Origin of the sequence: Psychrosphaera sp. 1_MG-2023 (assembly GCF_030548245.1) — a bacterium.
GTDB classification, from domain to species: domain Bacteria; phylum Pseudomonadota; class Gammaproteobacteria; order Enterobacterales; family Alteromonadaceae; genus Psychrosphaera; species Psychrosphaera algicola.
This window is the reverse complement of the sequence record NZ_JAUORW010000006.1, coordinates 24,919-49,446: the sequence shown is the minus strand read 5'-3', so window position 1 is coordinate 49,446 and position 24,528 is coordinate 24,919. Positions and strand designations below refer to the sequence as shown.

Annotated in this window: 22 protein-coding genes; 8 read left to right on the top strand and 14 right to left on the bottom strand. The window is 41.3% G+C overall.

Features of this window, described 5'->3' with window-relative positions; genetic code table 11:
* Positions 1 to 112: 112 nt before the first annotated feature.
* On the top strand, positions 113 to 541 hold the full coding sequence (locus tag Q4575_RS07100) for a methylglyoxal synthase (RefSeq protein ID WP_303521911.1): 429 nt from the start codon (positions 113 to 115) through the stop codon (positions 539 to 541).
* Between the two features lie 20 nt (positions 542 to 561).
* Positions 562 to 1,077, top strand: a complete 516-nt coding sequence (locus tag Q4575_RS07095) for a type II secretion system protein (RefSeq protein ID WP_215963912.1) — start codon at positions 562 to 564, stop codon at positions 1,075 to 1,077.
* A 92-nt stretch (positions 1,078 to 1,169) separates the two neighbouring features.
* Here the strand turns inward: Q4575_RS07095 and Q4575_RS07090 are convergent, their stop codons facing one another.
* The 10 genes from Q4575_RS07090 to Q4575_RS07045 form a co-directional block, all read right to left on the bottom strand.
* Positions 1,170 to 2,225: a class 1 fructose-1,6-bisphosphatase gene (locus Q4575_RS07090; protein ID WP_215963913.1), complete on the bottom strand. Its 1,056-nt coding sequence runs from the start codon at positions 2,223 to 2,225 to the stop codon at positions 1,170 to 1,172.
* Complete coding sequence (fbaA, locus tag Q4575_RS07085; RefSeq protein WP_303521908.1) at positions 2,222 to 3,304, bottom strand: class II fructose-bisphosphate aldolase; 1,083 nt, start codon at positions 3,302 to 3,304, stop codon at positions 2,222 to 2,224. The genes Q4575_RS07090 and fbaA overlap by 4 nt, the downstream gene beginning before the upstream one ends.
* A 14-nt stretch (positions 3,305 to 3,318) precedes the next feature.
* A complete protein-coding gene (gene eda / locus Q4575_RS07080; protein ID WP_303521906.1) occupies positions 3,319 to 3,936 on the bottom strand; it encodes a bifunctional 4-hydroxy-2-oxoglutarate aldolase/2-dehydro-3-deoxy-phosphogluconate aldolase in 618 nt (205 codons plus the stop codon).
* Positions 3,937 to 4,080: 144 nt separating this feature from the next.
* Complete coding sequence (locus tag Q4575_RS07075) at positions 4,081 to 5,445, bottom strand: NAD(P)(+) transhydrogenase (Re/Si-specific) subunit beta (protein WP_215963916.1); 1,365 nt, start codon at positions 5,443 to 5,445, stop codon at positions 4,081 to 4,083.
* Positions 5,446 to 5,455: 10 nt separating this feature from the next.
* A complete protein-coding gene (locus Q4575_RS07070; RefSeq protein ID WP_215963917.1) occupies positions 5,456 to 5,731 on the bottom strand; it encodes an NAD(P) transhydrogenase subunit alpha in 276 nt (91 codons plus the stop codon).
* Positions 5,731 to 6,981 (bottom strand): NAD(P) transhydrogenase subunit alpha, encoded by a 1,251-nt coding sequence (locus Q4575_RS07065; protein ID WP_303521900.1) that lies wholly within the window; start codon positions 6,979 to 6,981, stop codon positions 5,731 to 5,733. The genes Q4575_RS07070 and Q4575_RS07065 overlap by 1 nt, the downstream gene beginning before the upstream one ends.
* A gap of 124 nt (positions 6,982 to 7,105) precedes the next feature.
* A complete protein-coding gene (locus tag Q4575_RS07060; protein ID WP_215963919.1) occupies positions 7,106 to 8,059 on the bottom strand; it encodes a sugar kinase in 954 nt (317 codons plus the stop codon).
* Between the two features lie 10 nt (positions 8,060 to 8,069).
* A complete protein-coding gene (locus Q4575_RS07055) occupies positions 8,070 to 9,359 on the bottom strand; it encodes a TRAP transporter large permease (protein ID WP_303521898.1) in 1,290 nt (429 codons plus the stop codon).
* Positions 9,352 to 9,888 carry a TRAP transporter small permease gene (locus Q4575_RS07050; protein WP_215963921.1) on the bottom strand — a complete coding sequence of 179 codons (537 nt, stop codon included), beginning with the start codon at positions 9,886 to 9,888 and terminating at the stop codon, positions 9,352 to 9,354. Before Q4575_RS07050 ends, Q4575_RS07055 begins: the two co-directional genes overlap by 8 nt.
* On the bottom strand, positions 9,885 to 10,889 hold the full coding sequence (locus Q4575_RS07045; protein ID WP_215963922.1) for a TRAP transporter substrate-binding protein: 1,005 nt from the start codon (positions 10,887 to 10,889) through the stop codon (positions 9,885 to 9,887). Before Q4575_RS07045 ends, Q4575_RS07050 begins: the two co-directional genes overlap by 4 nt.
* 233 nt (positions 10,890 to 11,122) lie before the next feature.
* Between Q4575_RS07045 and Q4575_RS07040 the strand changes: the two genes are divergently transcribed.
* The 4 genes from Q4575_RS07040 to Q4575_RS07025 all read left to right on the top strand — a co-directional run bounded on the left by Q4575_RS07040 (position 11,123) and on the right by Q4575_RS07025 (position 16,091).
* The gene (locus Q4575_RS07040) at positions 11,123 to 11,818 is read left to right on the top strand and encodes a FadR/GntR family transcriptional regulator (RefSeq protein ID WP_215963923.1); all 696 of its coding nucleotides are present in this window, start codon (positions 11,123 to 11,125) and stop codon (positions 11,816 to 11,818) included.
* A gap of 220 nt (positions 11,819 to 12,038) precedes the next feature.
* Complete coding sequence (uxuA, locus tag Q4575_RS07035) at positions 12,039 to 13,199, top strand: mannonate dehydratase (RefSeq protein WP_215963924.1); 1,161 nt, start codon at positions 12,039 to 12,041, stop codon at positions 13,197 to 13,199.
* 10 nt (positions 13,200 to 13,209) lie between these two features.
* Positions 13,210 to 14,613 carry a glucuronate isomerase gene (uxaC, locus tag Q4575_RS07030; RefSeq protein WP_215963925.1) on the top strand — a complete coding sequence of 468 codons (1,404 nt, stop codon included), beginning with the start codon at positions 13,210 to 13,212 and terminating at the stop codon, positions 14,611 to 14,613.
* Positions 14,614 to 14,615: 2 nt separating this feature from the next.
* Positions 14,616 to 16,091, top strand: coding sequence for a mannitol dehydrogenase family protein (locus tag Q4575_RS07025; protein WP_303521894.1), 1,476 nt, complete (start codon positions 14,616 to 14,618; stop codon positions 16,089 to 16,091).
* An 88-nt stretch (positions 16,092 to 16,179) separates the two neighbouring features.
* Here Q4575_RS07025 and Q4575_RS07020 read toward each other — a convergent pair whose 3' ends face one another.
* The 4 genes from Q4575_RS07020 to Q4575_RS07005 all read right to left on the bottom strand — a co-directional run bounded on the left by Q4575_RS07020 (position 16,180) and on the right by Q4575_RS07005 (position 22,342).
* Entirely contained in the window at positions 16,180 to 16,542 is a 363-nt protein-coding gene (locus tag Q4575_RS07020) for a YiaA/YiaB family inner membrane protein (protein ID WP_252736583.1), read from the bottom strand.
* A 560-nt stretch (positions 16,543 to 17,102) separates the two neighbouring features.
* Positions 17,103 to 20,093, bottom strand: a complete 2,991-nt coding sequence (locus Q4575_RS07015) for a TonB-dependent receptor (protein ID WP_303521891.1) — start codon at positions 20,091 to 20,093, stop codon at positions 17,103 to 17,105.
* A gap of 120 nt (positions 20,094 to 20,213) precedes the next feature.
* Positions 20,214 to 21,044, bottom strand: coding sequence for a 5-dehydro-4-deoxy-D-glucuronate isomerase (gene kduI, locus Q4575_RS07010; protein WP_215963927.1), 831 nt, complete (start codon positions 21,042 to 21,044; stop codon positions 20,214 to 20,216).
* A gap of 41 nt (positions 21,045 to 21,085) precedes the next feature.
* On the bottom strand, positions 21,086 to 22,342 hold the full coding sequence (locus Q4575_RS07005) for a DUF4861 family protein (RefSeq protein WP_303521889.1): 1,257 nt from the start codon (positions 22,340 to 22,342) through the stop codon (positions 21,086 to 21,088).
* Positions 22,343 to 22,465: 123 nt separating this feature from the next.
* Here Q4575_RS07005 and Q4575_RS07000 point away from each other — a divergent pair, with 123 nt between their 5' ends.
* Both Q4575_RS07000 and Q4575_RS06995 read left to right on the top strand, forming a co-directional pair.
* Positions 22,466 to 23,743 carry a glycoside hydrolase family 105 protein gene (locus tag Q4575_RS07000; protein ID WP_215963929.1) on the top strand — a complete coding sequence of 426 codons (1,278 nt, stop codon included), beginning with the start codon at positions 22,466 to 22,468 and terminating at the stop codon, positions 23,741 to 23,743.
* Between the two features lie 9 nt (positions 23,744 to 23,752).
* Positions 23,753 to 24,526, top strand: a complete 774-nt coding sequence (locus Q4575_RS06995) for an SDR family NAD(P)-dependent oxidoreductase (protein WP_252736585.1) — start codon at positions 23,753 to 23,755, stop codon at positions 24,524 to 24,526.
* Positions 24,527 to 24,528 lie beyond the last annotated feature (2 nt).

Below are 24,528 nucleotides of genomic sequence, written 5' to 3'. Positions count from 1 at the left end.
TGTTTTTGGTAAAAACAATATAAGGTTCCAAACGAAACCTGATAGACACAGTTGAACAATCAACGGTATAGTGAATAACACTTATTAATTTAGACCTTCGGTTCACGACTCTATGATAAAAAGAATTGCACTTGTCGCTCATGATAAAAAGAAACCAGCCATTATTGAGTGGGCAAAAAAACACTCAGATAAACTGCAAAAACACACATTATTTGCAACCGGTACAACGGGTCGTTTAATCAAAGAAAATGCGCCATTGCTAAATCTGACACCGTTAAAAAGTGGCCCACTTGGCGGCGACCAACAGTTAGGTGCGATGATTGCTGAGGGTAAGTTAGACATCTTATTTTTCTTTACTGATCCGATGACACCACAACCGCACGACGTCGATATTAAAGCCTTATTACGTCTATCCACTATGTACAACTGTGTCGTGGCCTGTAATTTAGCGACTGCAGACTTTGTTGTCGAAAGCCCTTTATTTGAAGAACCACAGGATCACACAGTGGATTTTTCGGAATATAGCGAACGCATAGTTTAAAGGTAAACAATCGGAACACTATGAATAAAATTCGCGGTTTTACGTTAATAGAATTGATCATTGTCATTGTTTTACTTGGCATTTTAGCCGTAGTCGCGTTGCCAAAATTTATCAACGCAACAGACGACGCTAGGGAAAATGTTATTGAACAACTTTTTGGCCAAATCCAAGCGACCATTGAAATGAATTACGGCTTTGCTCAGGTTAAAAATAAAACTCGAGGAACACAAACCATTGACCTCGACGAAGTTGGCGAATATACATTTAGCGGCGGATACCCCGAAGTCAAAAGTGAAGCGACAACGCCTAACAAGTACTTTTTTGACCTCATGACCTTAGGACTAAAATCGTCGATCACAATTAACGGCGCCGAACGCACTATGGAAATTGCAGGTTTAGTGACATTTGAAAACGATACGGTTGCCCGTATCGGTTTTGGAGAAGATGATTTAGAAGACGGTGAATGTTTTGTTGAATACGAATTAGACGTTGACAATAAACCGCAGGTAACAATGATCAAAACAGGTTGCAAATAATCGCAGAAAAAGTCAGCAAGTTTCTGCAAACCTGCTATTTTATTTATTCCATTTTCCCTTACGAGTGCCTGCCAATCACATTATTACGCAATTTATAGTTCAGGCTTGACAGTATTTTCAAAAAATTCTACTGATTTAATACTGCCCATCGTTATCGGCACTCTTTGGTGGAGCGATGTAGGTAAAATGTTAAGCACACTTTTGCCTTCACTAAACGCACTGCCACCTGCATTTGAAACTAGCAACCCAAGTGGATTAGCCTCGTACAACAATCGTATTTTCCCCCTCTCCATATTCGTTCTGCTGTCAGCTGGATAAAGAAAAATGCCACCTCGATATAATATTCGATGTACATCGCCCACCATAGCCGCGTTCCATCGCATGCTAGGAACATTGTCATTGTTTGTAATTTTTTCAGCTTTTGTATCAGCCATTTTTTCAACACTAAGGTCGGCAATATATTCGGCATCCGATCTAGCTGCCGCTTTTGAACCTTCTAATTGTTGATCAAAGTAACGTTTAGTCAATTGATCCCAGTATCGATAGTTTGCAAGATTTGCAGAAAACTCGTTACTTATCTTTGGGATCTCTAATTGCTCAGTTGTTAGCAAATAGCCACCATGAGTGAGGTCTAACGTATAACCCCTTGTCGGTCCACCGGTTGTCATCACCAACATTGTTGCCGCACCATACAAAATATAGCCTGCGCACAGTTGAGCACTCCCATGTTGAAAGAACTGGGCTTCATCATCCGCTGGCACCTCTGAGCGTGCAGCATAAATCGTAAATATGGTTCCTATTTGGCCATTTACGTCAATATTGGAGGAGCCATCTAATGGATCAAAGGCAATGAGGTATTTACCTTCTTTATTACCTACTACCGTATAGTCTTCTTCCTCTGACGCAATAGCCATCACTGATGATTCATCTAACAACATGGTTTTAAGCAAGTCGTTTGCGATAACATCCAGTTTTTTTTGGATTTCACCCTGTACATTTTCGCTTAATGTTGAACCTAGAACATTACCGAGCGCACCTTGGCTCACTCGAAATGCAATTTCTTTTGACGCTGCAAGGATTGTCCTGATCACGATGATAAGTTCTGACTCAACGTTATCTCGTTTTAAAACCGCCGTTAGTCTTTTCATTTGGCATAACGTCCAATGCAATTGAGGTCTTCAAAACACTGAGCCAATCTTTGTGTCATTGAGACTTGAGCATGTTTCAGCCAAACCCTTGGGTCGTAATATTTTTTGTTGGGTTTATCAATGCCCTCAGGATTACCTATTTGACTTTGTAGGTACCCCTGATATTGATTGTAATAGCCCAAAACGCCACACCAGGATGCCCACTGAGTGTCGGTGTCGATATTCATTTTCACTACCCCATAATTAAGTGATTCCGCAATCAATTCAGGCTCAGTACCCGAACCACCATGAAAAACAAAATTAAGGGGATTTAGGCCTAGGTTAAACTTCTGAGCAACAAACCGCTGTGAGTCTCGCAGTATTTTTGGTGTCAGCACTACATTCCCAGGTTTATAAACTCCGTGAACATTGCCAAACGAAGCGGCAACAATAAAGTTCGAACTTATTGGGTTTAATACCTCAAAGGCATAAGCAACATCATTAGGCTGAGTATATAGTGCAGAAGCATCCATATGACTGTTATCAATACCGTCTTCTTCCCCGCCCGTACAACCGAGCTCGATTTCGAGTGTCATATTAAGTTTTGTCATATGTGTTAAATACTTGGCACAGGTTTCGATATTTTCGGTCAATTGCTCAGCTGACAGATCAATCATATGTGAGCTAAATAGTGGTTTCCCAGTATTAAAGTAATGTTGAGCGCCGGCTTCTAACAAGCCATCTATCCAATCCAACCGAGCTTTGTCTGCATGATCAGTGTGCAATATCACAGGAACTCCATAACTTTGCGCCACCGCATGAATATAATGTGCAGCTGCCACAGCCCCCATAACGGCGAGCTCAGTGCTGGCGGTTCGTACGCCACTGCCAGCAAAAAAACACGCGCCCCCGTAGGACAATTGAATAATAACAGGCGACTGCGCTTGGCTTGCCGCAGCAAGTGTTGCGTTAATCGGATCCGTACCTATGACATTTACCGCAGGTAAGGCATAACCTTTATTGCGGGCATCCGCAAATATGCGTGTAACATCTTCACCAACTACGACCCCGGATGGGACTAAATTTACAAGTTTGCTCATACTGCCACTCCAGATTACTTATTTGCGTTGCGACAAGAGTCGATAATCATTTGCCAATTTTTTGCTGTCACCCATTCGCTTTTCGCCATCCATGTTCCACCAACAGCAAATACATTGTTTAAAGACAGGTAGTCAGCTTTGTTGGTCGCGGTTACACCACCTGTTGGGCAAAATGTTACGTCTGAAAACACACTCGAAACCGCTGATAAAAAAGGAGCACCTCCCGATAACGATGCTGGAAACAGTTTCATTTCGGTAAACCCAAATTCCCGAGCTAACAAAATATCAGCGGTATTCGACACCCCAGGTAAACATGGGACATTTGTTTCTGAAAGGTTTGTTAACAACGTTGCTGACCCAGCAGGAGTAACGATAAAATCGGACCCTGCTTGCAGAGCCTTAGTCAGCAATTCAGCATTTGTGACTGTACCTGCACCGACGCACAAGTCTGGTATTTCTGATTTTATGGCTTGTAACGCCGCCAATGACTCTTGAGTACGCAAAACAACTTCGACTAAACGAAGTCCGCCTTCATACATACATTCAGCAATTTTTACCCCTTCAGCAACTGATGACGTCTGGATTATTGGCAAAACAGTTTGCCCCGATAACAGCTCGGAAAATTGAGACATGATGGCTCCCTAAATTTATGTGTGTTTTGGGTTTGTTTAACTTTACAAACAACTCGATTGAAAGGTTTGCACTGTAAATACAGGGGTAACTTCCGAGTTCCCCCTGTTCTAACTAATTATTTTTGGAGCTGATCCGCAATTAACTTAGTCTGCAAATTGTCTGATAATGCCATTTAAGGTTTCTTTTGCGTCGCCAAAAATCATTCGCGTGTTTTCTTTAAAAAACAACGGATTATCAACACCAGCAAATCCTGTTGCCATGCCTCGTTTTAAGACAAATACGGTATTTGCTAAATCCGCATTAATGACCGGCATTCCGTAAATAGGACTGCCTTCCATATCACGAGCGGCTGGATTAACGACGTCATTAGCACCAATAACGATTGCCACATCAAAACCGTCAATACGAGGGTTTATTTCGTCCATTTCAAAAAGTTGTTCGTATGAAACGTCAGCTTCAGCCAACAAAACATTCATGTGACCCGGCATTCTGCCAGCTACCGGATGGATACCGTAAGCGACCTCAGCACCGTTATTTTCGAGCAACACCTGCAACTCTTTCATTGCATGTTGTGCTTGTGCTACCGCCATCCCATAACCTGGAATAACAACTACAGATTGCGCAGCTTCCAAAATGTAATAGGCATCGTCGGCACTAATAGGTTTAATTTCGCCTTCAAGTGTTATTGAATTACTTGTTACTTTTTGGAAGCCCGAAACAAGCACGTTTTTTAACGACCTATTCATTGCCTTACACATAGTATTGGTCAGAATAATGCCGCTGGCGCCCACTAAAGCGCCGGCGACGATGAGCAAATTATTTTGCAACGCAAATCCCGCAGCACACGCCGCTATACCGGAATAACTATTTAATAATGAGATAACCACAGGCATATCAGCGCCGCCGATTGGCATAACGACTAATAAACCTAAAACTAAAGCTGTTACAAAAATCAGCCATTGGATGTCTGATGATTGTGGTGAATTCAGAAGCTGAGTTCCCCCTGCCACCATTACAGTCAACACAGCCACATTTACTATAATTTGGCCTTTAAAAACCAATGGTCGCCCGGCAATGCGTTCGCTCAATTTGCCCCAGGCCAGCAACGATCCCGAGAACGTTACGCCACCTATAACCAATGCTAAAAAGCTAACAAACACAACAAAACTAGAAATCCCATCAGTCATTAAACTTGCCCAGGCAACGCCCACACTCGCTAAACCGCCGATACCATTAAATAACGACACTAACTCTGGCATGGATGTCATTGCGACTTTTTTTGCAGCATAAGCACCAACGATTGAGCCAATCAACATACTTACTAATAACAACTCATAAGACACAATGGCTTGATCTAACAAGGTAACAATAACCCCAGTTAACATAGCAATCGACGAAATTAGATTACCTTTACGAGCCGTTGACGGGTGTCCAAGTAATTTAAGACCCATAATAAATAGTGCTGCAACGATAACGTACACACCATTAATCAAAATATTCATATCCATAACGTATTCCTTACTTCGCTTTAAACATGGCTAACATGCGATCGGTAACCATATAACCACCCACCACATTAATTGTTGCTAAACACGCTGCAAATGCCCCCAAATATGTCGAGTACGACCCCATTTCGCCACCAGCGAGTGACATCGCCGCAAGTAACGAAATACCAGAAATCGCATTAGCTCCTGACATCAATGGGGTATGTAAAGTGGCTGGCACTTTACGAATAAGCTCAAAGCCAACAACAACCGATAGTAGGAGGATAAAAAGAAGATAAATGGTCGTCATTACGCCACCTCATTAGAATTATTTGTGAGAGTAGAAGTTGCGGAGTTAGCCTGTGAAACTGCACCAGTATCGTATTGTGGCTTTTCTGTTGTTACTAATTGCACTTTGCCTTGCTGCTCATAAAAGTCGGCAATCGTCTGATTAACAATGACTCCTTTGTGAGTGATGACAGCCGCTTTAAGGATTTCATCCTGCAATTCAATTGGTAACGTTTGAGTTTCTATATCCCAACATTCAGAAACTAAACTGATAATATTGCTTGAGTACATTTGTGATGCATCACGGGCAACGTCATTTGCCCAAAAGCCGGTACCTACAATGGTAACACCTTCAACATTGACGACATCCCTGGCGACTGCACCTTCAACATTGCCACCGTTTTCAGCTGCCATATCAACAATGACACTGCCTGGTTTCATTTGACAAATAACATCACGCTTAATTAACACAGGTGGTTTTCTACCAAACAATTGTGCCGTAGTAATCACCAAGTCCGAACTAGCAATACATTTAGCTTGTTCGCGTTGTTGAATGGCCATTTGCTCAGGGGTTAATGCCGTTGCATATCCTTGCGCCGTTTGCGCCGTTTCGCCTAAATCAATTTCCAAAAACTTTGCCCCTAAACTTTGCACTTGCTCTGCGACTACGGCACGTGTATCAAAAGCCGTGACTTGTGCACCAAGTCGTTTCGCTGTTGCTATTGCTTGCAGTCCGGCAACACCTGCACCAATGACAAATACCTTCATTGGTTTTAGTGTTCCAGCAGGAGTCATCATCATCGGCATAACACTTTGCAAATATTGCATGCCTTTTTGCACCATGACATAACCGGCCAAACTTGCCTGTGAACTAAGCGCATCCATTTTTTGACAACGGCTAATTCGTGGCAGCATTTCGACACTAATGCTTGTGATCTGTTGGTGACAAAATGTGTCGATTAAATCAAATTCATTAAAGGGATCTAAAAAGCTGATCACTAACGCACCTGGTTGTACGTTTTTGACCTGCTCATGATTGAGTTTATGGAGCGTCACTACAATGTCAGCGCCACTAATCACTTGTTTTTTCGTATGCAGTACCGTCGCACCAGCTTGCTCATAGTCAGTATCTGAGATGTAAACCCCTTTACCTAACCCCGACTCAACAAGGACTTCCATGCCTAACCGTTTATAGGCCGCGACATTTTGAGGCAACAATGAACAACGATTTTCAAACTCGATATTTTCTCTTGGGAATGCGATATTAACCACGTTTCCTCCTAACTTTAGGTGTGACTCTCCCCTAGCCGCCACGTAAGCGTTTTGACTATAGGAGATATTGACTGAACAAATATGTATTAGGCTTGTTTAAGCCCTTTTTGTACGAATAGTGAAACTAAGTTGGGTGCGTCGTATCATTTGCCTCCAAACTTGCTTTAAATAGATTAAAAGTGTCGCGCTCGACAATCGCGCCAGGATGCTGAATGACAAACCCTGCTACTTTAGCCGCCATCAAAACAGACTGCTTAATTGCAATACCATTAAGACGATTACCAATATAAGCCCCATTAAACGAATCGCCTGCTGAGGTAGTATCAACTACATTATCGACTGGAATAATGGCGACTTTGCATAACTTGCCCTGAGAAATGGTATAGACTTTTTCTGGACCATTTTTAATCACAATTTCATCGATATTAAATGGCGCTAAAAAACGGATAATGTCGGGGATCGTATCCAGTTGATATAGTGATTCTAAATCTTCAACCCCCGGTAATACCATATCACTCATCTCGAATGCTTTTGCATATTGCAGCTTTGTTTCATCCGTTGAGTTCCATAATTTAGGTCGGTAATTAGGGTCAAATATCACCTTAACCCCACCATCTTTAAGCCGGTTTACTAACTGCCAAAACATGTCACGTAATTCAGGCTGGATCACTGCTAAGCTAATGCCGGAAATAAACAGCCAATCACTTTGTTTTAATCCGGATACCAAAGTTTCGTCTATCGCCGCTATAAATGAACGCGCCGCTGAATCATTCCGCCAGTAAGTAAATGTTCGCTCCCCCTCCTCATCAGTATTTATCCAATATAACCCCGGCGCTTTTGTCACGCTGTGAGTGATAAATTGGCAGCCAATATTTTCAGCTGCAAAACGTGACAGCATATTTTGACTTAACACGTCATGACCAACTTGCGTTGCAAATTCAACACTTAATGTTGGAAACAGTCGTTTTAAATACACGCAGGTATTGTAAACATCACCGGCAAAACCTTGTTGGATTTGACCGTTTTTATCGGTCCGCAACTCCACCATACATTCGCCAAAACTGACAATTGATTTCACGTAACTGCTCCTATAAACCTAATAAATTTGGAAGAAACTCGCTTATTGCCGGTATCGCGGTCACTAAACCTAACGCCACAACCATAGCTGCATACAATGGCAATATTGGTTTGACAATTTCGGCAATAGAGACTTTCCCTATACTGCAACCGACAAATAACACACTGCCTACTGGCGGCGTACATAATCCAATTGAAAGGTTTAAGATCATCATGATCCCAAAATGCAACGGCGAAATACCTAATGACTCAGCAACAGGTAAAAATATTGGGGTGAATATCAACACCGCAGGTGTCATATCCATAAATGTTCCAATCACCAACAGAACTAAATTGATAATTAACAAGATATAAAGCGGGTTGTCAGACAACGCCAACATAAAGTTGGATATGGCTTGTGGTATCGCCTGATACGACAACAACCACGACATTGAAGAAGAAGCCGCGATTAACAACATAACGATTGATGTGGTTCGAACGGCCTGTAATAACAAAGGATAAATATCATCATGACTAATTTGTCGATAAACAAATACCGCGAGTACAAAGGAATACAATACGGCAACAGCACCCGCTTCTGTCGGGGTAAAAAAGCCACAAATAATCCCGCCTATAACTAACACCACTAGAGCAAGAGATGGGATCGCACCAATAAAAGCAGTCCAAAACGGCTTTATCGCTATGGTATTTTTAGGCACTTGATTAGTGCGTTTTAAATATATCGCTGCGGCAGTCATCAATAAAAAAGTCACTAATAAACCAGGTAAATAACCTCCTATAAAGAGCGCTGCGATTGATACCCCCCCACTAGCAAGTGAATAGATAATAAGTATGTTACTCGGTGGGATTAACATCCCTACCGTTGACGCAGTAACCGTTACGGCGGAACTAAATGGTCGTGAATACCCGGACTTTTCCATCGCTGGGATCATAAACCCGCCAACCGCTGATGTCGCTGCAACCGCCGAACCGGAAATAGACCCAAACAAGGCGCAGGAAATAACATTTACATAGGCTAAGCCACCAGGTAAACGGCCAACTAACGCCATCGCAAAGTCGATTAACCGACTTGCAATACCGCCACTTCCCATTAAATAACCTGATAAAATAAAAAACGGAACCGCTAATAAAGCAAAACTATCAACCCCTGCAACTAAACGCTGTGCAATAGTTGTTAATGCCGGCAATACATCAATCGACGCCACCATTGAAACAAATGTCGCAATGATAATGGCAATGGCTATAGGTTGATTTAGTAGTAACAGCGCGAAAAAAGCGCCAAACAATAATAACTCAGTCATTTTGAGCTCCCTTTTGGTCGTCCGATAATGATTTATTTGGTTCGTTTGATAATGCGTCGGTTGTCGACATAAAACGTTCCAAAGCAAACAACACAAATAACAATCCCGCAATTGGCAACACCATATAGATATAAGCCATGTTTATGCCCAACACGGATGAAAACTGCTCCATTGAGTAAACAATGTAAACCACGTTACCACCGCCAATGCACAACACTACAACCCCAAAGATCAGCGCGAGCAACGCATTCATTTTTCGAATAATAGTCTGTGTTGTTGGTTTAGTTTTGCTTACCAATAAATCAAATCCCAAATGATCCGCATGACGATAGGCAACGGCAGCCCCTAACATGCTGATCCAAATCAGCAGGAATCTGGCTATTTCTTCAGTAAAAGAGCTTGGACGTTCGAGTAAAAATCGCGTGATAACCTGCCACGATACGTCGACTATCAAAATCACAAGTAAACCTGCAACAAATTTACTGACAAACTTACCGATGACGTCACAGAACAAAGTTAATAGATTCATTTGGCCACTACCTCACGTTGAATTGCAGTCACCAACGAGCTGATTTCTGGGTTGGTTATATCTTGATAAAGTTTTTTAACACTCGCTCTAAAGGGAGCTTTGTCGGGGATAATGACGTTAACACCGTGTTTTTTGACTTCACGAAGCGCCATCTCTGTCGATTCTTGCCACAATTGTCGTTGAAACTCAGTCGCCGATTTCATCGCTTGTTGAACCCAGCTTTTTTGCGCGGCATTTAGTTGTTGCCATAAGTGGGTACCTATTATAATAACGTCTGGAATAGAAGTGTGTTCGTCGAGCACATAATATTGGCTGACTTCGTAATGCTTAGAGTAAAAGAAACTTGGCGGATTATTTTCAGCGCCGTCAACAACTCCTTGTTGCAATGCTGTATAAAGCTCACCCCACGACACCGGAGTCGCAGCCCCGCCCATGGTATTCACCATATTGACGGCACTTTGACTATTCATGACTCTAATTTTTAGCCCTGCTAAGTCATTGGGAGCTTCAACTTTAGCAGAGGTCGCATAAAAACTTCGGCTGCCAGCGTCAAAATAACCAAGCCCTTTAATTCGAAACCGTTCTCCCTCAGCAAGTAACGATTCACCTATTGGCCCGTTTAGAATTTGCCAGTAATGTTCTTGATCGGTAAATAAATAGGGCAGTCCAAAAACTTTCATCTTAGGAACAAAAGCTTCGAGTGAGCTTGCCGAGACCTTGGTCATACCCAAAGTTCCAAATTGGATCAATTCAATGATTTCACGTTCTGTGCCTAATTGCCCAGCTGGAAATATCTGAACGTTAAGCTGCCCAGCCGATAATTCAAGCAGTTCAGCTTGGAAATGTTTTAACGCTAAATGTACTGGATGATTAATATCTAGCCCGTGTGCAAGTCTAATGACTTTATTCACTTCCCCTTTATCAGTGCAGCTAGTGGCTCCCCCTATTAGGGTTAGCACTGTAATTACTCGTACTACATACCTTTTGAAAATTGATCGCATACGGCCCTCTAACTTTGAATTTTTGGTAAACCCACTTTTGCCTTCACCTTACAGCAAACCAAAAGCGAAACCAAGATTAATTGGTCATGCCACCTGACCATAATATTACACTGACACTAAAAATTTCAACAACTTTATTGTTTCTCGTGTTATTGTTAGCGATATTAAGCATTCAATAATTTGTTAGAAACAGCGATATCAAAGCTTCTCAAGTGTTTTAAAGGAAAAGAATTGTGGAACTCGAAACCATAAAAATTCAAAGGTTATACGTTAAGGTGGCCGAACAAATCTCTAGGTTAGTACAGGAAGGTGAACTAAAACCAGGTGATAGACTGCCGTCCGAACGTGAGTTAGCAGAAAAAATAGGCGTCAGCCGCCCAACAATTCGTGAAGCTATGATCGCCTTGGAAATAGCGGGAATAATAGAGATAAGAACAGGTTCTGGTATTTATGTAGTTGAGCAAAAACCTGAGTTAGCGCTATCTGACGAAGGGGTTGGCCCGTTTGAGGTTTTAGATACTCGATACATTATAGAAGCCGAAGCTTGCGCCTTAGCCGCGGCCCGAATTACAGAAGAACAACTTGAAGAATTAAATCAAACCATTAAAGAAATGGAAGAGGAAGAGAAACGCCCAGACGCCTCTGAAAAAGCCGATATGAAGTTTCATATGTTAATTGCCGAAGCCAGCCAAAACTCAGCGATCAGCGCGATTGTTAAGTGGCTTTGGGAGCTTAGAAATCAGTCAGCATTGAGCAAAGCATTTATGGCTAGACTACGTGAAGAAGGCATCCATCCTTCTATTAATGAACATAAACGTATTGTCGACGCGCTTGCTAAACGCAACCCAGAAAAAGCTCGAAACGCAATGAAAGCTCATATCGAAGGTGCTTCGGACGCCGCGGCAACTTACTTTTCTAGTAAAAAATAGTATATCCCCTCACTATTTCTTCTTTGGTATAACCACTTAGCATAAGCGAGTGGTTATATATTTATCTAATATTTTCAAACACTTAAGCCGAAATCATTGTGGTTTTTGTCGTCTATTTAATGAAAATCGATATTTCTGTTTGCAAAATTCGACGTACATGTGGTTAAATTGACAGGTGGCCTTACCAATATTTAAATTATTACGGTGGAAGTAGAATATTATGAAAGAGACATGGCGCTGGTTTGGACCAAACGATTCAATTACTTTAGACATGATAGTGCAAACGGGTGCTTCGGGCATCGTTACTGCTATGCATGAAGTCCCAACGGGTGAATGCTGGACATATGAAAGCATTGTCGACCGAAAGAAACTAATTGAAGCGTCAGGTCTAGAATGGACAGTGGTAGAAAGCGTACCTGTTCACAATGATATAAAAACACGTACCGGTGATTTTAAGCGGTATATTGAAAACTATAATCAAACATTGATCAATCTCGGTAAGGCCGGGGTCGACACGGTATGTTATAACTTTATGCCGGTGGTTGACTGGACTCGCACCAATCTAAACTACAAATTGCCCAATAAGAGTTTTGCACTTCGTTTTGAAATGACTGACTTTGTTGCATATGACGTATTTGTTTTAAATCGCAAAAATGCCAGAAATGACTACAAACCAGAAGTCATTGCCAAAGCTAAAACTCGACTTAATAATATGAATGCTAAAGAAGTTGAAGAGCTGGAGAAAAACATTATTGCCGGACTTCCTGGTGGCGAAGGCTCTTATAGTCGCGAGTCAATTTTAATTGCTATCAACGAATTTATTGAATTAGGGACTGAAGGATTAAGACAGAATCTTTTTTCATTTTTAGAAGAGATCATGCCAACCGCCGAGTCTGCAGGCATTAAAATGTGTATACATCCGGACGATCCACCGTTTTCACTATTTGGTTTACCGCGTGTCGTTTCTACTCAATCAGACGCTCAAGCTATTATAGACGCTGTGCCTAGCTCATCAAATGGACTGACATTATGTGCCGGTTCTTATGGGGCACGTGGAGATAACGATCTTGTTTGCATGGCCAACGCATTTGCCGAACGCATTTATTTTGTCCACCTTAGAAATGTTATTAGAGAAGTGGATGGTTCATTTTTTGAATCTGAGCACCTCTGCGGTGACAACGATATGGTTGGATTAATACAAGCCCTTTTGAAAGCCGAAACAACAAGTGGCAATTCGATCCCAATGAGACCAGATCATGGCCATTTACTCGCAGACGAGATTGGTGCAGAAGGCGTTAAACCTGGTTATTCGTACCAAGGTCGAATGAAAGGTTTAGCCGAATTACGCGGCGTTATGCACGCGTTAGAACAACTAAAATAAGGTTTGTACCATGGCTTCTTTTTTGCACCCAGACCGATTGTTTTCAAGTGATGTGACACAACGACAAATTGCCCAGCGCATATATCAGCAAATTAGTGGATTACCCATAATTAGCCCTCATGGGCATACTGATCCAGCTTGGTTTGCAGAAAATGAAAATTTTTCAAATGCAGCCGAGTTGCTCATTGTCCCCGACCATTACGTGTTCAGAATGTTATATTCGCAGGGGATTTCTTTGTCCGATTTGGGTGTAGGCCTGGGTCCATTATCGATTGATCAGGCTCAACGTGTTTGGCAAACCTTTGCAGACAAGTATTATTTGTTCCGTGGAACACCCAGTAGTATGTGGCTAGATTATGTATTTTCAGATATTTTTGATCTTGAAACACCATTATCATCCGCTAACGCCAGTCATTATTTTGATCACATAAACGCTAAGCTAGCGACTGAAGCCTATAAACCACGCGCCTTATTTGACCGATTTAATATCGAGACATTGGCAACTACTGAGCAACCCCTTGACCAACTGAAGCATCATCAAAAGATTCAGGAAAGTAGCTGGCAAGGTAATGTCATTACCACATTTAGGCCAGACAACTTTACTGATCCTGAGCACCCAACGTTTGCTAATAGCATGGTTGAACTCGCAACCATGTGTAATTCAGAACTAACCACATTTAACGACTATTTAGATGCAATTAGACAACGTAGAGTACACTTTAAATTGCGTGGCGCGACAGCAACGGATCATAGTCATCCAACGGCTTTTACCGCTGATCTCGACGAGGCAACAAAAGAACATTTATTTCAGAAAATAAAAACGCTTTCTTTTACGCCTGCAGAAGCTGAATTATTCCGTGGCCAAATGATAACGGAAATGGCAACGATGAGTATTGATGACGGGCTAGTTATGCAATTGCACCACGGCTGTTTCCGTAATCATAACCGTCCATTGTATGAGCAGTTTGGGACAGACAAAGGCGCAGACATTCCTCTGCAAATCGAATTTGTTAAAGCACTGCAACCCTTATTAAGCAAACATGGAAACAACCCAAATCTGACCATTATTTTATTTACCTTAGACGAAACAACCTACAGTCGTGAAATTGCACCGTTGGCCGGGCATTATCCCGCCTTAAAAGCTGGACCAGCTTGGTGGTTCCATGACAGCCCAGAGGGAATGAAGCGTTTTAAAGAGCAAGTAATAGAGTCGGCTGGCTTCTACAATACGGTTGGGTTTAATGACGACACTCGTGCCTTTATGTCTATTCCAGCGCGCCACGACGTGGCCCGCAGAATAGACTGCGCGGCGTTAGCAAAACTAGTGGCCGAACACAGATTAAGAGAAGACGAAGCAATTGAAGTTGCCATCGACTTGACCTACAACTTAGTCAAAAAGGCATATAGGTTTTAATTATGAACCAACTTCTAAATCTTACAACGATGGCCTTATTACCTAAAGCCGTTGTTCGTCCCAAATATGACTTTGCATCTCGCACGGCGTCAATTGTGCATATTGGGATTGGCGCTTTTCATAAAGCCCATCAAGCAACCTTTACCGAAGATATGATGGCGCAAACTGATGGTAACTACCGGATAATTGCCGTAAGTCTTCGAAGTGCCGGTATGCGCGACAGCTTAAAAGCACAGGACTATTTATATACCGCTATTGAAAGATCCAATAAAACGGAACAAGCACGGGTTATTGGCGCACTTCAAGAGGTTTTAGTTGCACCAGAAGATCCACAATCTGTTGTTAACGTATTATCAAATGATGCGATAACGGTCGTTACTGCAACAATAACTGAAAAAGGCTATTGTCTTTTACCGGGCAATACTGGACTTGATTTAGCTCATACCGATATTCAACATGACCTAAACAATCCAAACACCCCAAAAACCATGGTAGGTTTTATTGTTAGGGCTTGCCAAGTTAGACAGCAAAAAAACGGTAAAGGTTTTACATTTATCAGTTGCGATAATTTGCCAGACAATAGCAAAATGGCCGGTAAAGCGATTTTAGAATTTGCCCAGAAAATAAATGCCGACCTTGCACGTTGGATCAAATCTAATGTCAGTTTTAGCAACAGTATGGTTGACCGGATCGTACCGGCCGTAACCCCAAACGATATTGAAAGTTATACTCTAAACAACGGAGTTATCGACAACGCACTAGTGACAAGCGAACCTTTTAGGCAGTGGGTAATAGAAGATAACTTTAATGGTGACCGGCCTCCTTGGGACCTTGCCGGTGCGTTATTTGTTAAGGATGTCAGCCAGTATGAACGACTAAAACTACGATATCTAAATGGCAGCCACTCAGCATTGGCTTACCTTGGTAAAATAACAGGCCACCAGTTTATTCATCAAGCAATTGCCAACCCGACATTAAGACGATTAGTTGGAGCATTGATGGCGGACATGAAACGAACTTTGTCATCGTCAATGGACTTTAACTTTGACGATTATGGCAATGTCATTATTGACCGCTTCTTGAATGATGAAATTCAATACCAAACTCAGCAAGTTGCAACTGATGGCTCGCAAAAGTTACCTCAACGGATAATGGCCCCAATGCAGGAATTATTAGCAGACGATTATTTGTCTAAGCCCATGTGCCTCGTTTTAGCGGGTTGGGTACGTTACCTATCGGGTATTTCAGAGCTGGGAGAGACTCACGCGGTGTCCGATCCAATGGTACAGCAACTGCAAGGTATATGTGGTGATAAAACATTAACGCCGATACAAAAAATTTATCAACTAATGGAGATTGATGGGTTGTTTCCTGCGGCGATTAAAAACAACACTACCGCTATTGACCAGATAAGCGAATATGTTATTAAAATGAGCGATGATGGTGTAATTTCAACTATAGATACAGTATTTAGTTAGCGATGCCCTGAGCTCAGTTGTTTAGAAATAGTAATGTTCAAGCCATAAAAAAAGCGGGAGGTTAAAGACCTCCCGCTATTATTAGTCGCTAATTTTTAACATCATCATTATCATTTACAACGTCTTGTTCGCCGGTTGATTTTAGTGAGCTATTCGATTCGTTGTAATCATTTGCAACAGACACATCTCTTATGTTTTTCTGCACAGTTATAATGGCAAACAAAGCCAAAAAAAATGACATGCCATAGAAGCCTTTTTCACTTAACAATAAAGTTGCATTTACAAGCCCAATAACGAGTAAGGCGATTGCAGCGGCAAAAGCGATCCAACACATTCCTAAAAAGACTTTTGTTACAGAGATCCCATCTTGATTATCTCTAATTGTTTTCTGCAGAGTTACAGCTGAAAACATAGCAAGTAGGAATACAGCAAAAATAGTAGCCTTTTTCAATTAACTCTAACTCTGCATTCCACAAGCCAATCAAATAACCAATGACTCCAATAGCCAACGCGCCTAACGTCGTTAATATATAAGTAGAAGTTGGCCTACCTATGTATTGTTAAAATGCATATATAGTTTGTCCTTTTTAAGATTTAGGTTAGCTCTAATTGAGAGCTCCAGTGTAATTTTGACCACTTTCGAATAATTCTACAAAGGGGCTTCTATTACGCTAATCAGCGCAAATTTAAATCGAATTACAAAAGTGAAGTCAGTAAATACATATTTTAAACTAGATGTTTTCTCTATGTTTCCACACTTTCAACAAACTAACACTACTTTTCCAATCAAATTATCGCTGACAGCTTTTCCGATTACTAACAGGTTAACAATCTAACGTGAAATTACACTGCTGTTTGACTAATTTGGGTACTAATAAAACCAGTTAGTTAAAATACAACATATTAAATCCAGCGCAAAAAAAAGCCAGTGAATATCACCGGCTTTGACTTCAACAACATAATAAATAGTTCGCCTTATTTTTACGTCTAGGGCCAAGACGGCATGCCTATTTAGAAGAATTTATATTTCATCGTTAATGAATAAACTCGACCCGCAAATTTTGTTGCGCGTGGTTGCCATTCATTGTTTTGATATTCTTCATACAAGGTATCAGTTAAGTTATACGCTTTGAAACTCACACTTAAATCGTCAGTAAAGTTATAATAAGCAGAAGCATCTAAGCGGCCCGCGGCTTTCACACTGCGGTCACTAGAACCATTGGCTGTGCCAGTCGTTCTTAAGTCATATGCAGTACGGTAGTTATATGCAAAACGTAGCCCGTAGTTGTCTTGCTCATAATAAGCGATTGCATTGTATGACTCATCAGAGATACCAGGAACACGTGCTTCGTCGCTTTCATCTTGAGACGTACTTGAATAGTTAAGTACCCCACCTAATCCATTAAAAGGGTAAGGTAGAAAATCTAAGTTCTGTTGGATAGCTAACTCATAACCACTTACAGAAATTGTATCTTCAATGTTAATCAAGCCGTTCATTCGAACTTCGTCACCAGCTTCGAGCAATGTTGGGTCAGACAAACTGTCGTTACCATCTGTGATACATGTACCGTCGGCTTGTTGTGATAACACACCTAGATTTACGCCAGTACCTTCCAACGAAGCGCTGTCACAAAGTCCTTCGCTATCAAATAGATTAGAGATTTCTTTGTTGAAAAAAGCTAACGTAATTGCACTGCCCTCACGGTTATACCACTCAAGTGACAAATCGTATGAATCAGCTTCAAATGGCTTGATGCCAACACCTGGTAGTCCAACTGTCGCTAGTCCAGGAATATATGTAAATTTCGCTGAAGGGTTAGCTGAACGTAGATCAGGTCGAACTAGACTCTTGTTATAAGCCATACGAAGCATAAACTCTTCATCTTCGTCGAGGTTAACCGCAAAGTTTGCACTTGGTAAAAAGTGGCTATAATCGTCTGGGTAAACACCTTCGTCTAGGTTATTAATATCACCTTGACCTGCTAATGGCGCTCTTGATTCAGTAGAAGAATCAACAAAACGTCCACCTACATTACCAGTAATAAATCTATCACCTAAGTCCACTTCAATATTAGCCATACCGTAAAGGGCATGTGTCTCTAGTGAAGATGAATAAATTAGACCATCAGCTTGGCGACCACCACGTTGGATATAACCCATTGGCGTGTAAACTGGTAATTCACCGTCACTAGATGCACCAACATCATTAATATTGATGGTGTTTTTAAGACCTTCATTCATAGAAGCAAAGTCAAACGAACGCCAGCCCTCTCCGGCGCTTACAAAGCCTGGCGCTAGCCCACCAAAAAATGACTCTTCTGAAGTATATGACGGGTCGGTAATAGAAGCCGATGTTAGGATGCCTGTTGGGTCGACGCCGACAGATGACCCTTTAGCATAAGTTGAATCTTGAGAAGACTCAGCGTAGCGATAACCAAACTTCACACTTGTTACAAATGAATCGTCAAACGTATATTCTGTATTAAATTCCAACGAGTTTGCTTCATGTTCGATTTGCTCGTAGTTACCAGTTATGATCATGTACAAACCATTATCAGCTCCCACTAACGCCGTATTTGCCACTTTGTCTTTAACATTCCAATTAGCATTGTCAAAGTCCATCGCGCTATTGGCATTTTCCATATCAAAGTAAAAATCACCGATATCGCCTTCACCTGTATAAACACGACCGTTGACGCCTGAATCATTAATTCTTGAAGACAATAATACTTCTGCACGTTGGTTAACGGCGTCTGATAGTGTTAATTTAGCATCAACTTTCCATGCGTCACGCTGCCATTCAACATCAAACAAATACGCGTTTGATTCTTGTTTTTGAGCATCTTGACGATTATCAAAATAATAACGCGCGTTATTAAAATCGACTCCAGATAATACGTAAATTGGTTCACCATCTTTACCGACTGCTCCGGTATTTCTAGGTGGAAAATCAGACAACGGCGTTATACCTACCGTTTTTTGATCTAAACGCATTTCAAGCTGTTCCAAACGGCTACCGTCCAGTTCTTTGCTTGTCATTATGGTATTAAATCCAAATTTAAGTTCGTCAGTTGGTTGAAATTCAATACCACCTGAAAACGACAAACGGTCACCCGTGTTGGTTTCACTTTGCTGGCGATATTCACCAGGCATTTGGATGATCGCATCCGCCGGTAAGTTATTAGCAGCTTTCCAATCATTTAGCGAACCGACATTGCCAGTTCCTTGATCATAATTTTGGCTTGAAATCGTGTCATAGGCATTAATACGAATAACGTCTCGGCGGAATGTTTGTTTGGAATACGCTAAAGTAGCATTAACAGCTAATACATCTTCGATTAAATGGGTAGAACCAGAGATAACAGCTTCAGGTTCAATTGAATCCGCCAATTCTTCGTTTCTGAATCCTATTTGCGCTTTTAGATACGCCTTACGACTTAATGCACCACGCAACTGCTGGTCGACAACCCCTGCAATACCACCCTCAGGCATTTCAGCAGATAACGATTTAACTACCGTGATGCCTGAAAAAACAGATGGGTCAAAAGCACCAAATGGGTTGGCTGCACCATATGCCGATGTTGAAGTATTACGTGTTGGTGTTGCAATTGATTGGCCGTTTGCTGTTGTTAAAACAAATCCAGACGGTAAGCCACGTAAGTTAATACTTGATTCTCTTCGGTCGCCTTCTCGATTTAACTGAACACCGGCTACCGCTTGTAATGCCTCACCCATATCAAGTGCTGGCAATGAACCGATATCATCGGCAGAAATACCATCAACAATTTGTGACGATGTTTTTTTCTCATTTAGCGCTGACTCTAAATTGCCACGAAATGAACCTTTAACTGTTATGACTTCGATATCGTCATCTTTCGCTGTTTCTTTGTTGTTTTCTGCCGCCATAACTTGCGTGCCAAATCCACTTAGGATTAGACCAACCGCAACTGTTACCGCTTTCTTTGAAAACCTTGAACTTGAGTTTGTTCCTTTAGTCCACATTGAAAATCTCCCCGTTGATTTATTCTAATTATTCAATTTCAAATTGTTGTGTCGTGTTATCCACGAGATGAATATTTAAACATATTAACCTTACTGTCAAGTGGCCTTACCAATTATTTTCTATTTAATTTCACTTAGCTTCAAATGATCCATGTCAGAAAACTCCTGGTTTTCTCCACCCATTGCCCAAATAAAGGTATATGCAGCGGTTCCTACGCCACTGTGAATTGACCAGCTAGGAGATACCACCGCTGTCTCCGGTGCCATTACCATTGACTTTATTTCGGTAGGTTCACCCATCAAATGAAATACCACCTCTTCTTTTGGAACATCAAAATACATGTATATTTCAGACCGGCGAGCATGCGTATGCGGCGGATTAGTATTCCAAACACTGCCTTCAGCAAGCTCAGTAAAGCCCATTACTAACTGACAACTGTCTGCGACTCCGGGACAAATCGATTGATAAATGGTTCGTTCGTTACAAGTTGCAGATGCACCTAATTCAAGCTTGTTTGCTTCATCTTTAGTGACTAATTTGGTTGGTAAGCTTTGGTGCGCTGGGTAACTAATTAAGTAAAACTTGGCGGGATTTGAATCCTCATTACTTTCAAAACTAATTTCAACACTGCCACGGCCAATATAAAGACTGTCTCGGTTGTTTAAGGTATAACGAGTTCCGTCAATAGTAACGGAACCTATAGCACCAATATTAATGATGCCGACTTCTCGTCGCTGACAAAAATAATCAGCGGCTAACTCTTTATATACTGGTAAATTAATTGCTTTATTTACCGGCACAACTCCGCCAACTACACCTCGGTCGATATCTGTATAAGTGATATTCAACTCACCTGTTTTGAACAAGCCGTTAACAGTGAATGAATCTTTAAGCTGTTCATTTGTCATAGTTTTATAGCGAACAATGTCCGCTGTGTGTAAATTTTTCATAGTAAAATACTCTTCGTTTTTTAGATCAAATTTGGGTTTAATTATTGGTTTGTTAAGGTTATTGAAATGGGGGAATTTAGCATTTGAACTTCTTGTTCAAGTCGCTCAATAAAGCGCTCTTGGGTCGCACTACCATTTATGCCACCTTGCCAATCCGCCATAAAGTAGTAAGAAACCATATTGTTTTGGCTATTCAATACGACAGCTTGGTTGTCTTGGCTAATCTGTATCCCAGCGGAATTCTCTAAGCGGTCCGTTAACTTGTAGAAAACGGCTAGCCCCAAATTATCACCAGCTAAACTCTGCTTTCCATAACTGGCAATATAAGCCCAACCTTTTGAATTTATCGTTGCAGGTTGCAGTAAATCCAAGTTGTGATTTACGAACCCCGTTACCCATTTTGGTAATTCTAGAGCCGACTTTGCGACAACTTTTACTTTAGCGTCACCGTGATTCATCGAATAGCTTACAGTCGCATCTGTTGTACCTGCAGGTGTGGACCAGTTGGAAAATTGAAGCGTAAATTGCGCGGTATTGACGCCGTTTGATAACTGGACTTTAAGGTCATCAAATGCGGACATTTTTGTAAGCTGTCCTTGATGCCAATTACCAGGAGTCCCGATACCAAAAGACGCGCCAACTTTAAGGACATCCATCCCCCATTCGGATAATTCATGATAATTGGACCCATCAACGCCGACAATTGGTAAAACCAATTTTGTCGTGGTTTTTCCAAATACATCCATCGAGCCACGGTAATCAAAGTAATAGCGGTAAGCTATCTGATTTGATTCAATACCGATACCTTCGTATTTAAATAAGCGATCTCCGACAAAATGTTGTTCTGGTAATGTGTAATTTGTTACTGAAAAATATTGACCATCTTGCAACTTATTGTCCTTACCCGGAGTTCCGCCGACTCTAACTGCGAGTTCAGTTTGAGTACGAATGTTAGTGTTGTTATTCGCACCAACATTCGGATTGTGATACAAAGTAACGGTACGGCTTTGGTTCGCTTCAAAATCAACTAACAGTAGAATTTCATTGGCTATTTGATCACCATTACAATCTGTAATCTGAGTCGGGATTTGACTATTATTTACAAATGCAAAAATAGACTCGATAGCAAAAGGTAGACGACTCTGTGGTAGGCATATTTCTGCATTATCACGTGTAATTGGTAAATTATTTTTCGTAATATATTCAATTTTTTGCCATTTTGACGGCCCGGATGCTATCGCTAAGCCACTGATAAAAATAGAAATTACTAACATTGTTTTATAGGTATATGACGTCATTTTGTTCCTCTACCTTAGGTGTAGACATTCAATAAAAGCCAATATACACTATCAAAATTGGCATTACCACATTACCAATAATTTATAATTTCTTTTATGAAAAGACGTATTGAAGGGAAGAAGATGAAAATAAGTAACCTAATTGGCCTGACAGCCAGCATGATAGCAAGCCTATTAACGATAGCTTCCTGTGCAGACGAACCAGCACACATAAGTGATCCAACCCACACTAAGGTGCCTGCTCCAGTTAAATATGCAGCACCAACCACAATTGAACAGCAATTTAGTAAACAATTTTCATTGGATAATATTCAAACAATTGCCAATCAAGTTGCTGACTATCAATTGTCTTTGTTTGATATCCGTTCAAATCAGATGCGTCCTGAGGGTCGTGCGAGTGGAATTCCCAATGGTTGGATGTACGCAACTTTGCATATTGGTCTTGAAGCATATGCTGCCGCATCTGGACAACAAGAATATGAACAAGCGGTAATAAACCTGTCTCAACTTAATCAATGGAAGCCAGGACCAAGGCTCTACCATGCAGATGACCATGCCGTTTCGGATGTGTATCTAGAGTTATATGAAAAATATGGCTTTAAATATCAAATCACACCGACAAAAAAAGTATTGGATGGAGTGCTAGCTGCTCAAAAGACAAATTCCCTCGTTTTTGATAACAATGACAAATACACAGAGTATTTAGATGGTCGAAAATTTGTAGACCCAAGTTGCACTTATCGGTGGTGTTGGGCTGATGCAATCTTTATGGCACCACCTGTATGGGCACATATGGCAAAAATAAGTGGTAACAACAAATATCTCACATTTATGGACTCTGAATTTTGGGCAACAACTGAATACTTATTTGATGAAAAAGAATCACTATTTCTGAGAGATAGTCGCTACTTTGAAAGACGTGATGATGAAGGTCGAAAAATATACTGGAGTCGGGGCAACGGTTGGGTATTAGCAGGTATAGCAAGAACGCTTCGCCACTTACCAGATGATTTTAAAAACAAATCTAAATATGAATTTCTATTTACTCGTATGAGCAAACGACTTGTCGCGCTGCAAAATGAATCGGGAAACTGGCCAAGCTCGCTACTTGATGCATCAGATTCAGTTGCTCGAGAAACAAGTGGTACCGCACTCATAGTTTACGCTATGGCATGGGGTGTAAATAATGGTTACTTGGATAAACAAACATATTTACCAGTAATCACTAAAGGCTGGGATGCAATCGTTTCTAATGTTCACCCATCAGGCCAAGTTGGCTGGGTTCAACAGGTTGCATTTGCCCCTGGTTCTGCCTCTAAAAATGACAGCCAATTATATGGTAGCGGCGCTGTATTATTAGCCGCAGCAGAGATCACAAATCTATTACAGTCAAGCAACTAGAGAATGAGCATGAACCCATATATAAATTCCTTGTTTTCCGTCGAGTCTAAAGTCGCCGTTATAACTGGGGCGAGTCGAGGGCTAGGACAGTCAATGGCCATTGCATTGGCTAAATCTGGTGCACGTGTTGTTGCTGTTGCAAGTTCAGAGCAAAGTATATTGCGCACCAAACAATTGTTGTCTGACATCGCAGGCGATCATTTGTGTCTTGGTTGCGACCAGTCAAAACCGAATGAAATTATCGATACCGTTGATGCAACAATGGAAAAATATGGTCGTATTGACATCTTGATCAACAACGCAGGGATAATAAGACGCGCCCCTGCAGTAACTCATTCTGATGAAGACTGGTTAGATGTAATTGAAACAAACCTAAATGGTGTGTTTCGATTTTGTCGTGCTGTGGGTAAACATATGTTGGCCCAAAAAAGTGGCAAAATTATTAATATTGCATCACTTTTGAGCTTTTCTGGAGGCATTACAGTTCCATCATATGCTGCAAGTAAAGGCGGTGTAGCGCAATTAACAAAAGCATTGGCCAATGAATGGGCTGATAACGGCATTCAAGTAAATGCCATTGCACCGGGTTATTTTGCTACAGATAATACTGAGCAGCTACGCCAAGATCCAGATCGTAATGCGAGTATTACCGCCCGTATTCCAAGTGGCGAATGGGGCGAACCAGCTGATCTCAATGGAGCTACACTCTTTTTATCAAGTAAAGCGTCAAACTATGTCAATGGCCACATTATGTTGGTTGATGGCGGTTGGATGGCGAGGTAATC

What these genes read in the sequence shown, in the direction of transcription:
- Q4575_RS07090 (WP_215963913.1), bottom strand. Translation starts at nt 2,225, where the DNA reads ATGAAAAGACTAACGGCGGTTTTAAAACGAGATAACGTTGAGTCAGAA.
- kduI (WP_215963927.1), bottom strand. Translation starts at nt 21,044, where the DNA reads ATGAAAAATTTACACACAGCGGACATTGTTCGCTATAAAACTATGACA.
- Q4575_RS07005 (WP_303521889.1), bottom strand. Translation starts at nt 22,342, where the DNA reads ATGACGTCATATACCTATAAAACAATGTTAGTAATTTCTATTTTTATC.
- Q4575_RS07070 (WP_215963917.1), bottom strand. Translation starts at nt 5,731, where the DNA reads ATGACGACCATTTATCTTCTTTTTATCCTCCTACTATCGGTTGTTGTT.
- uxaC (WP_215963925.1), top strand. Translation starts at nt 13,210, where the DNA reads ATGGCTTCTTTTTTGCACCCAGACCGATTGTTTTCAAGTGATGTGACA.
- fbaA (WP_303521908.1), bottom strand. Translation starts at nt 3,304, where the DNA reads ATGAGCAAACTTGTAAATTTAGTCCCATCCGGGGTCGTAGTTGGTGAA.
- Q4575_RS07045 (WP_215963922.1), bottom strand. Translation starts at nt 10,889, where the DNA reads ATGCGATCAATTTTCAAAAGGTATGTAGTACGAGTAATTACAGTGCTA.
- eda (WP_303521906.1), bottom strand. Translation starts at nt 3,936, where the DNA reads ATGTCTCAATTTTCCGAGCTGTTATCGGGGCAAACTGTTTTGCCAATA.
- Q4575_RS07075 (WP_215963916.1), bottom strand. Translation starts at nt 5,445, where the DNA reads ATGGATATGAATATTTTGATTAATGGTGTGTACGTTATCGTTGCAGCA.
- Q4575_RS07055 (WP_303521898.1), bottom strand. Translation starts at nt 9,359, where the DNA reads ATGACTGAGTTATTATTGTTTGGCGCTTTTTTCGCGCTGTTACTACTA.
- Q4575_RS07015 (WP_303521891.1), bottom strand. Translation starts at nt 20,093, where the DNA reads ATGTGGACTAAAGGAACAAACTCAAGTTCAAGGTTTTCAAAGAAAGCG.
- Q4575_RS07000 (WP_215963929.1), top strand. Translation starts at nt 22,466, where the DNA reads ATGAAAATAAGTAACCTAATTGGCCTGACAGCCAGCATGATAGCAAGC.
- Q4575_RS07025 (WP_303521894.1), top strand. Translation starts at nt 14,616, where the DNA reads ATGAACCAACTTCTAAATCTTACAACGATGGCCTTATTACCTAAAGCC.
- uxuA (WP_215963924.1), top strand. Translation starts at nt 12,039, where the DNA reads ATGAAAGAGACATGGCGCTGGTTTGGACCAAACGATTCAATTACTTTA.
- Q4575_RS07095 (WP_215963912.1), top strand. Translation starts at nt 562, where the DNA reads ATGAATAAAATTCGCGGTTTTACGTTAATAGAATTGATCATTGTCATT.
- Q4575_RS07050 (WP_215963921.1), bottom strand. Translation starts at nt 9,888, where the DNA reads ATGAATCTATTAACTTTGTTCTGTGACGTCATCGGTAAGTTTGTCAGT.
- Q4575_RS06995 (WP_252736585.1), top strand. Translation starts at nt 23,753, where the DNA reads ATGAACCCATATATAAATTCCTTGTTTTCCGTCGAGTCTAAAGTCGCC.
- Q4575_RS07100 (WP_303521911.1), top strand. Translation starts at nt 113, where the DNA reads ATGATAAAAAGAATTGCACTTGTCGCTCATGATAAAAAGAAACCAGCC.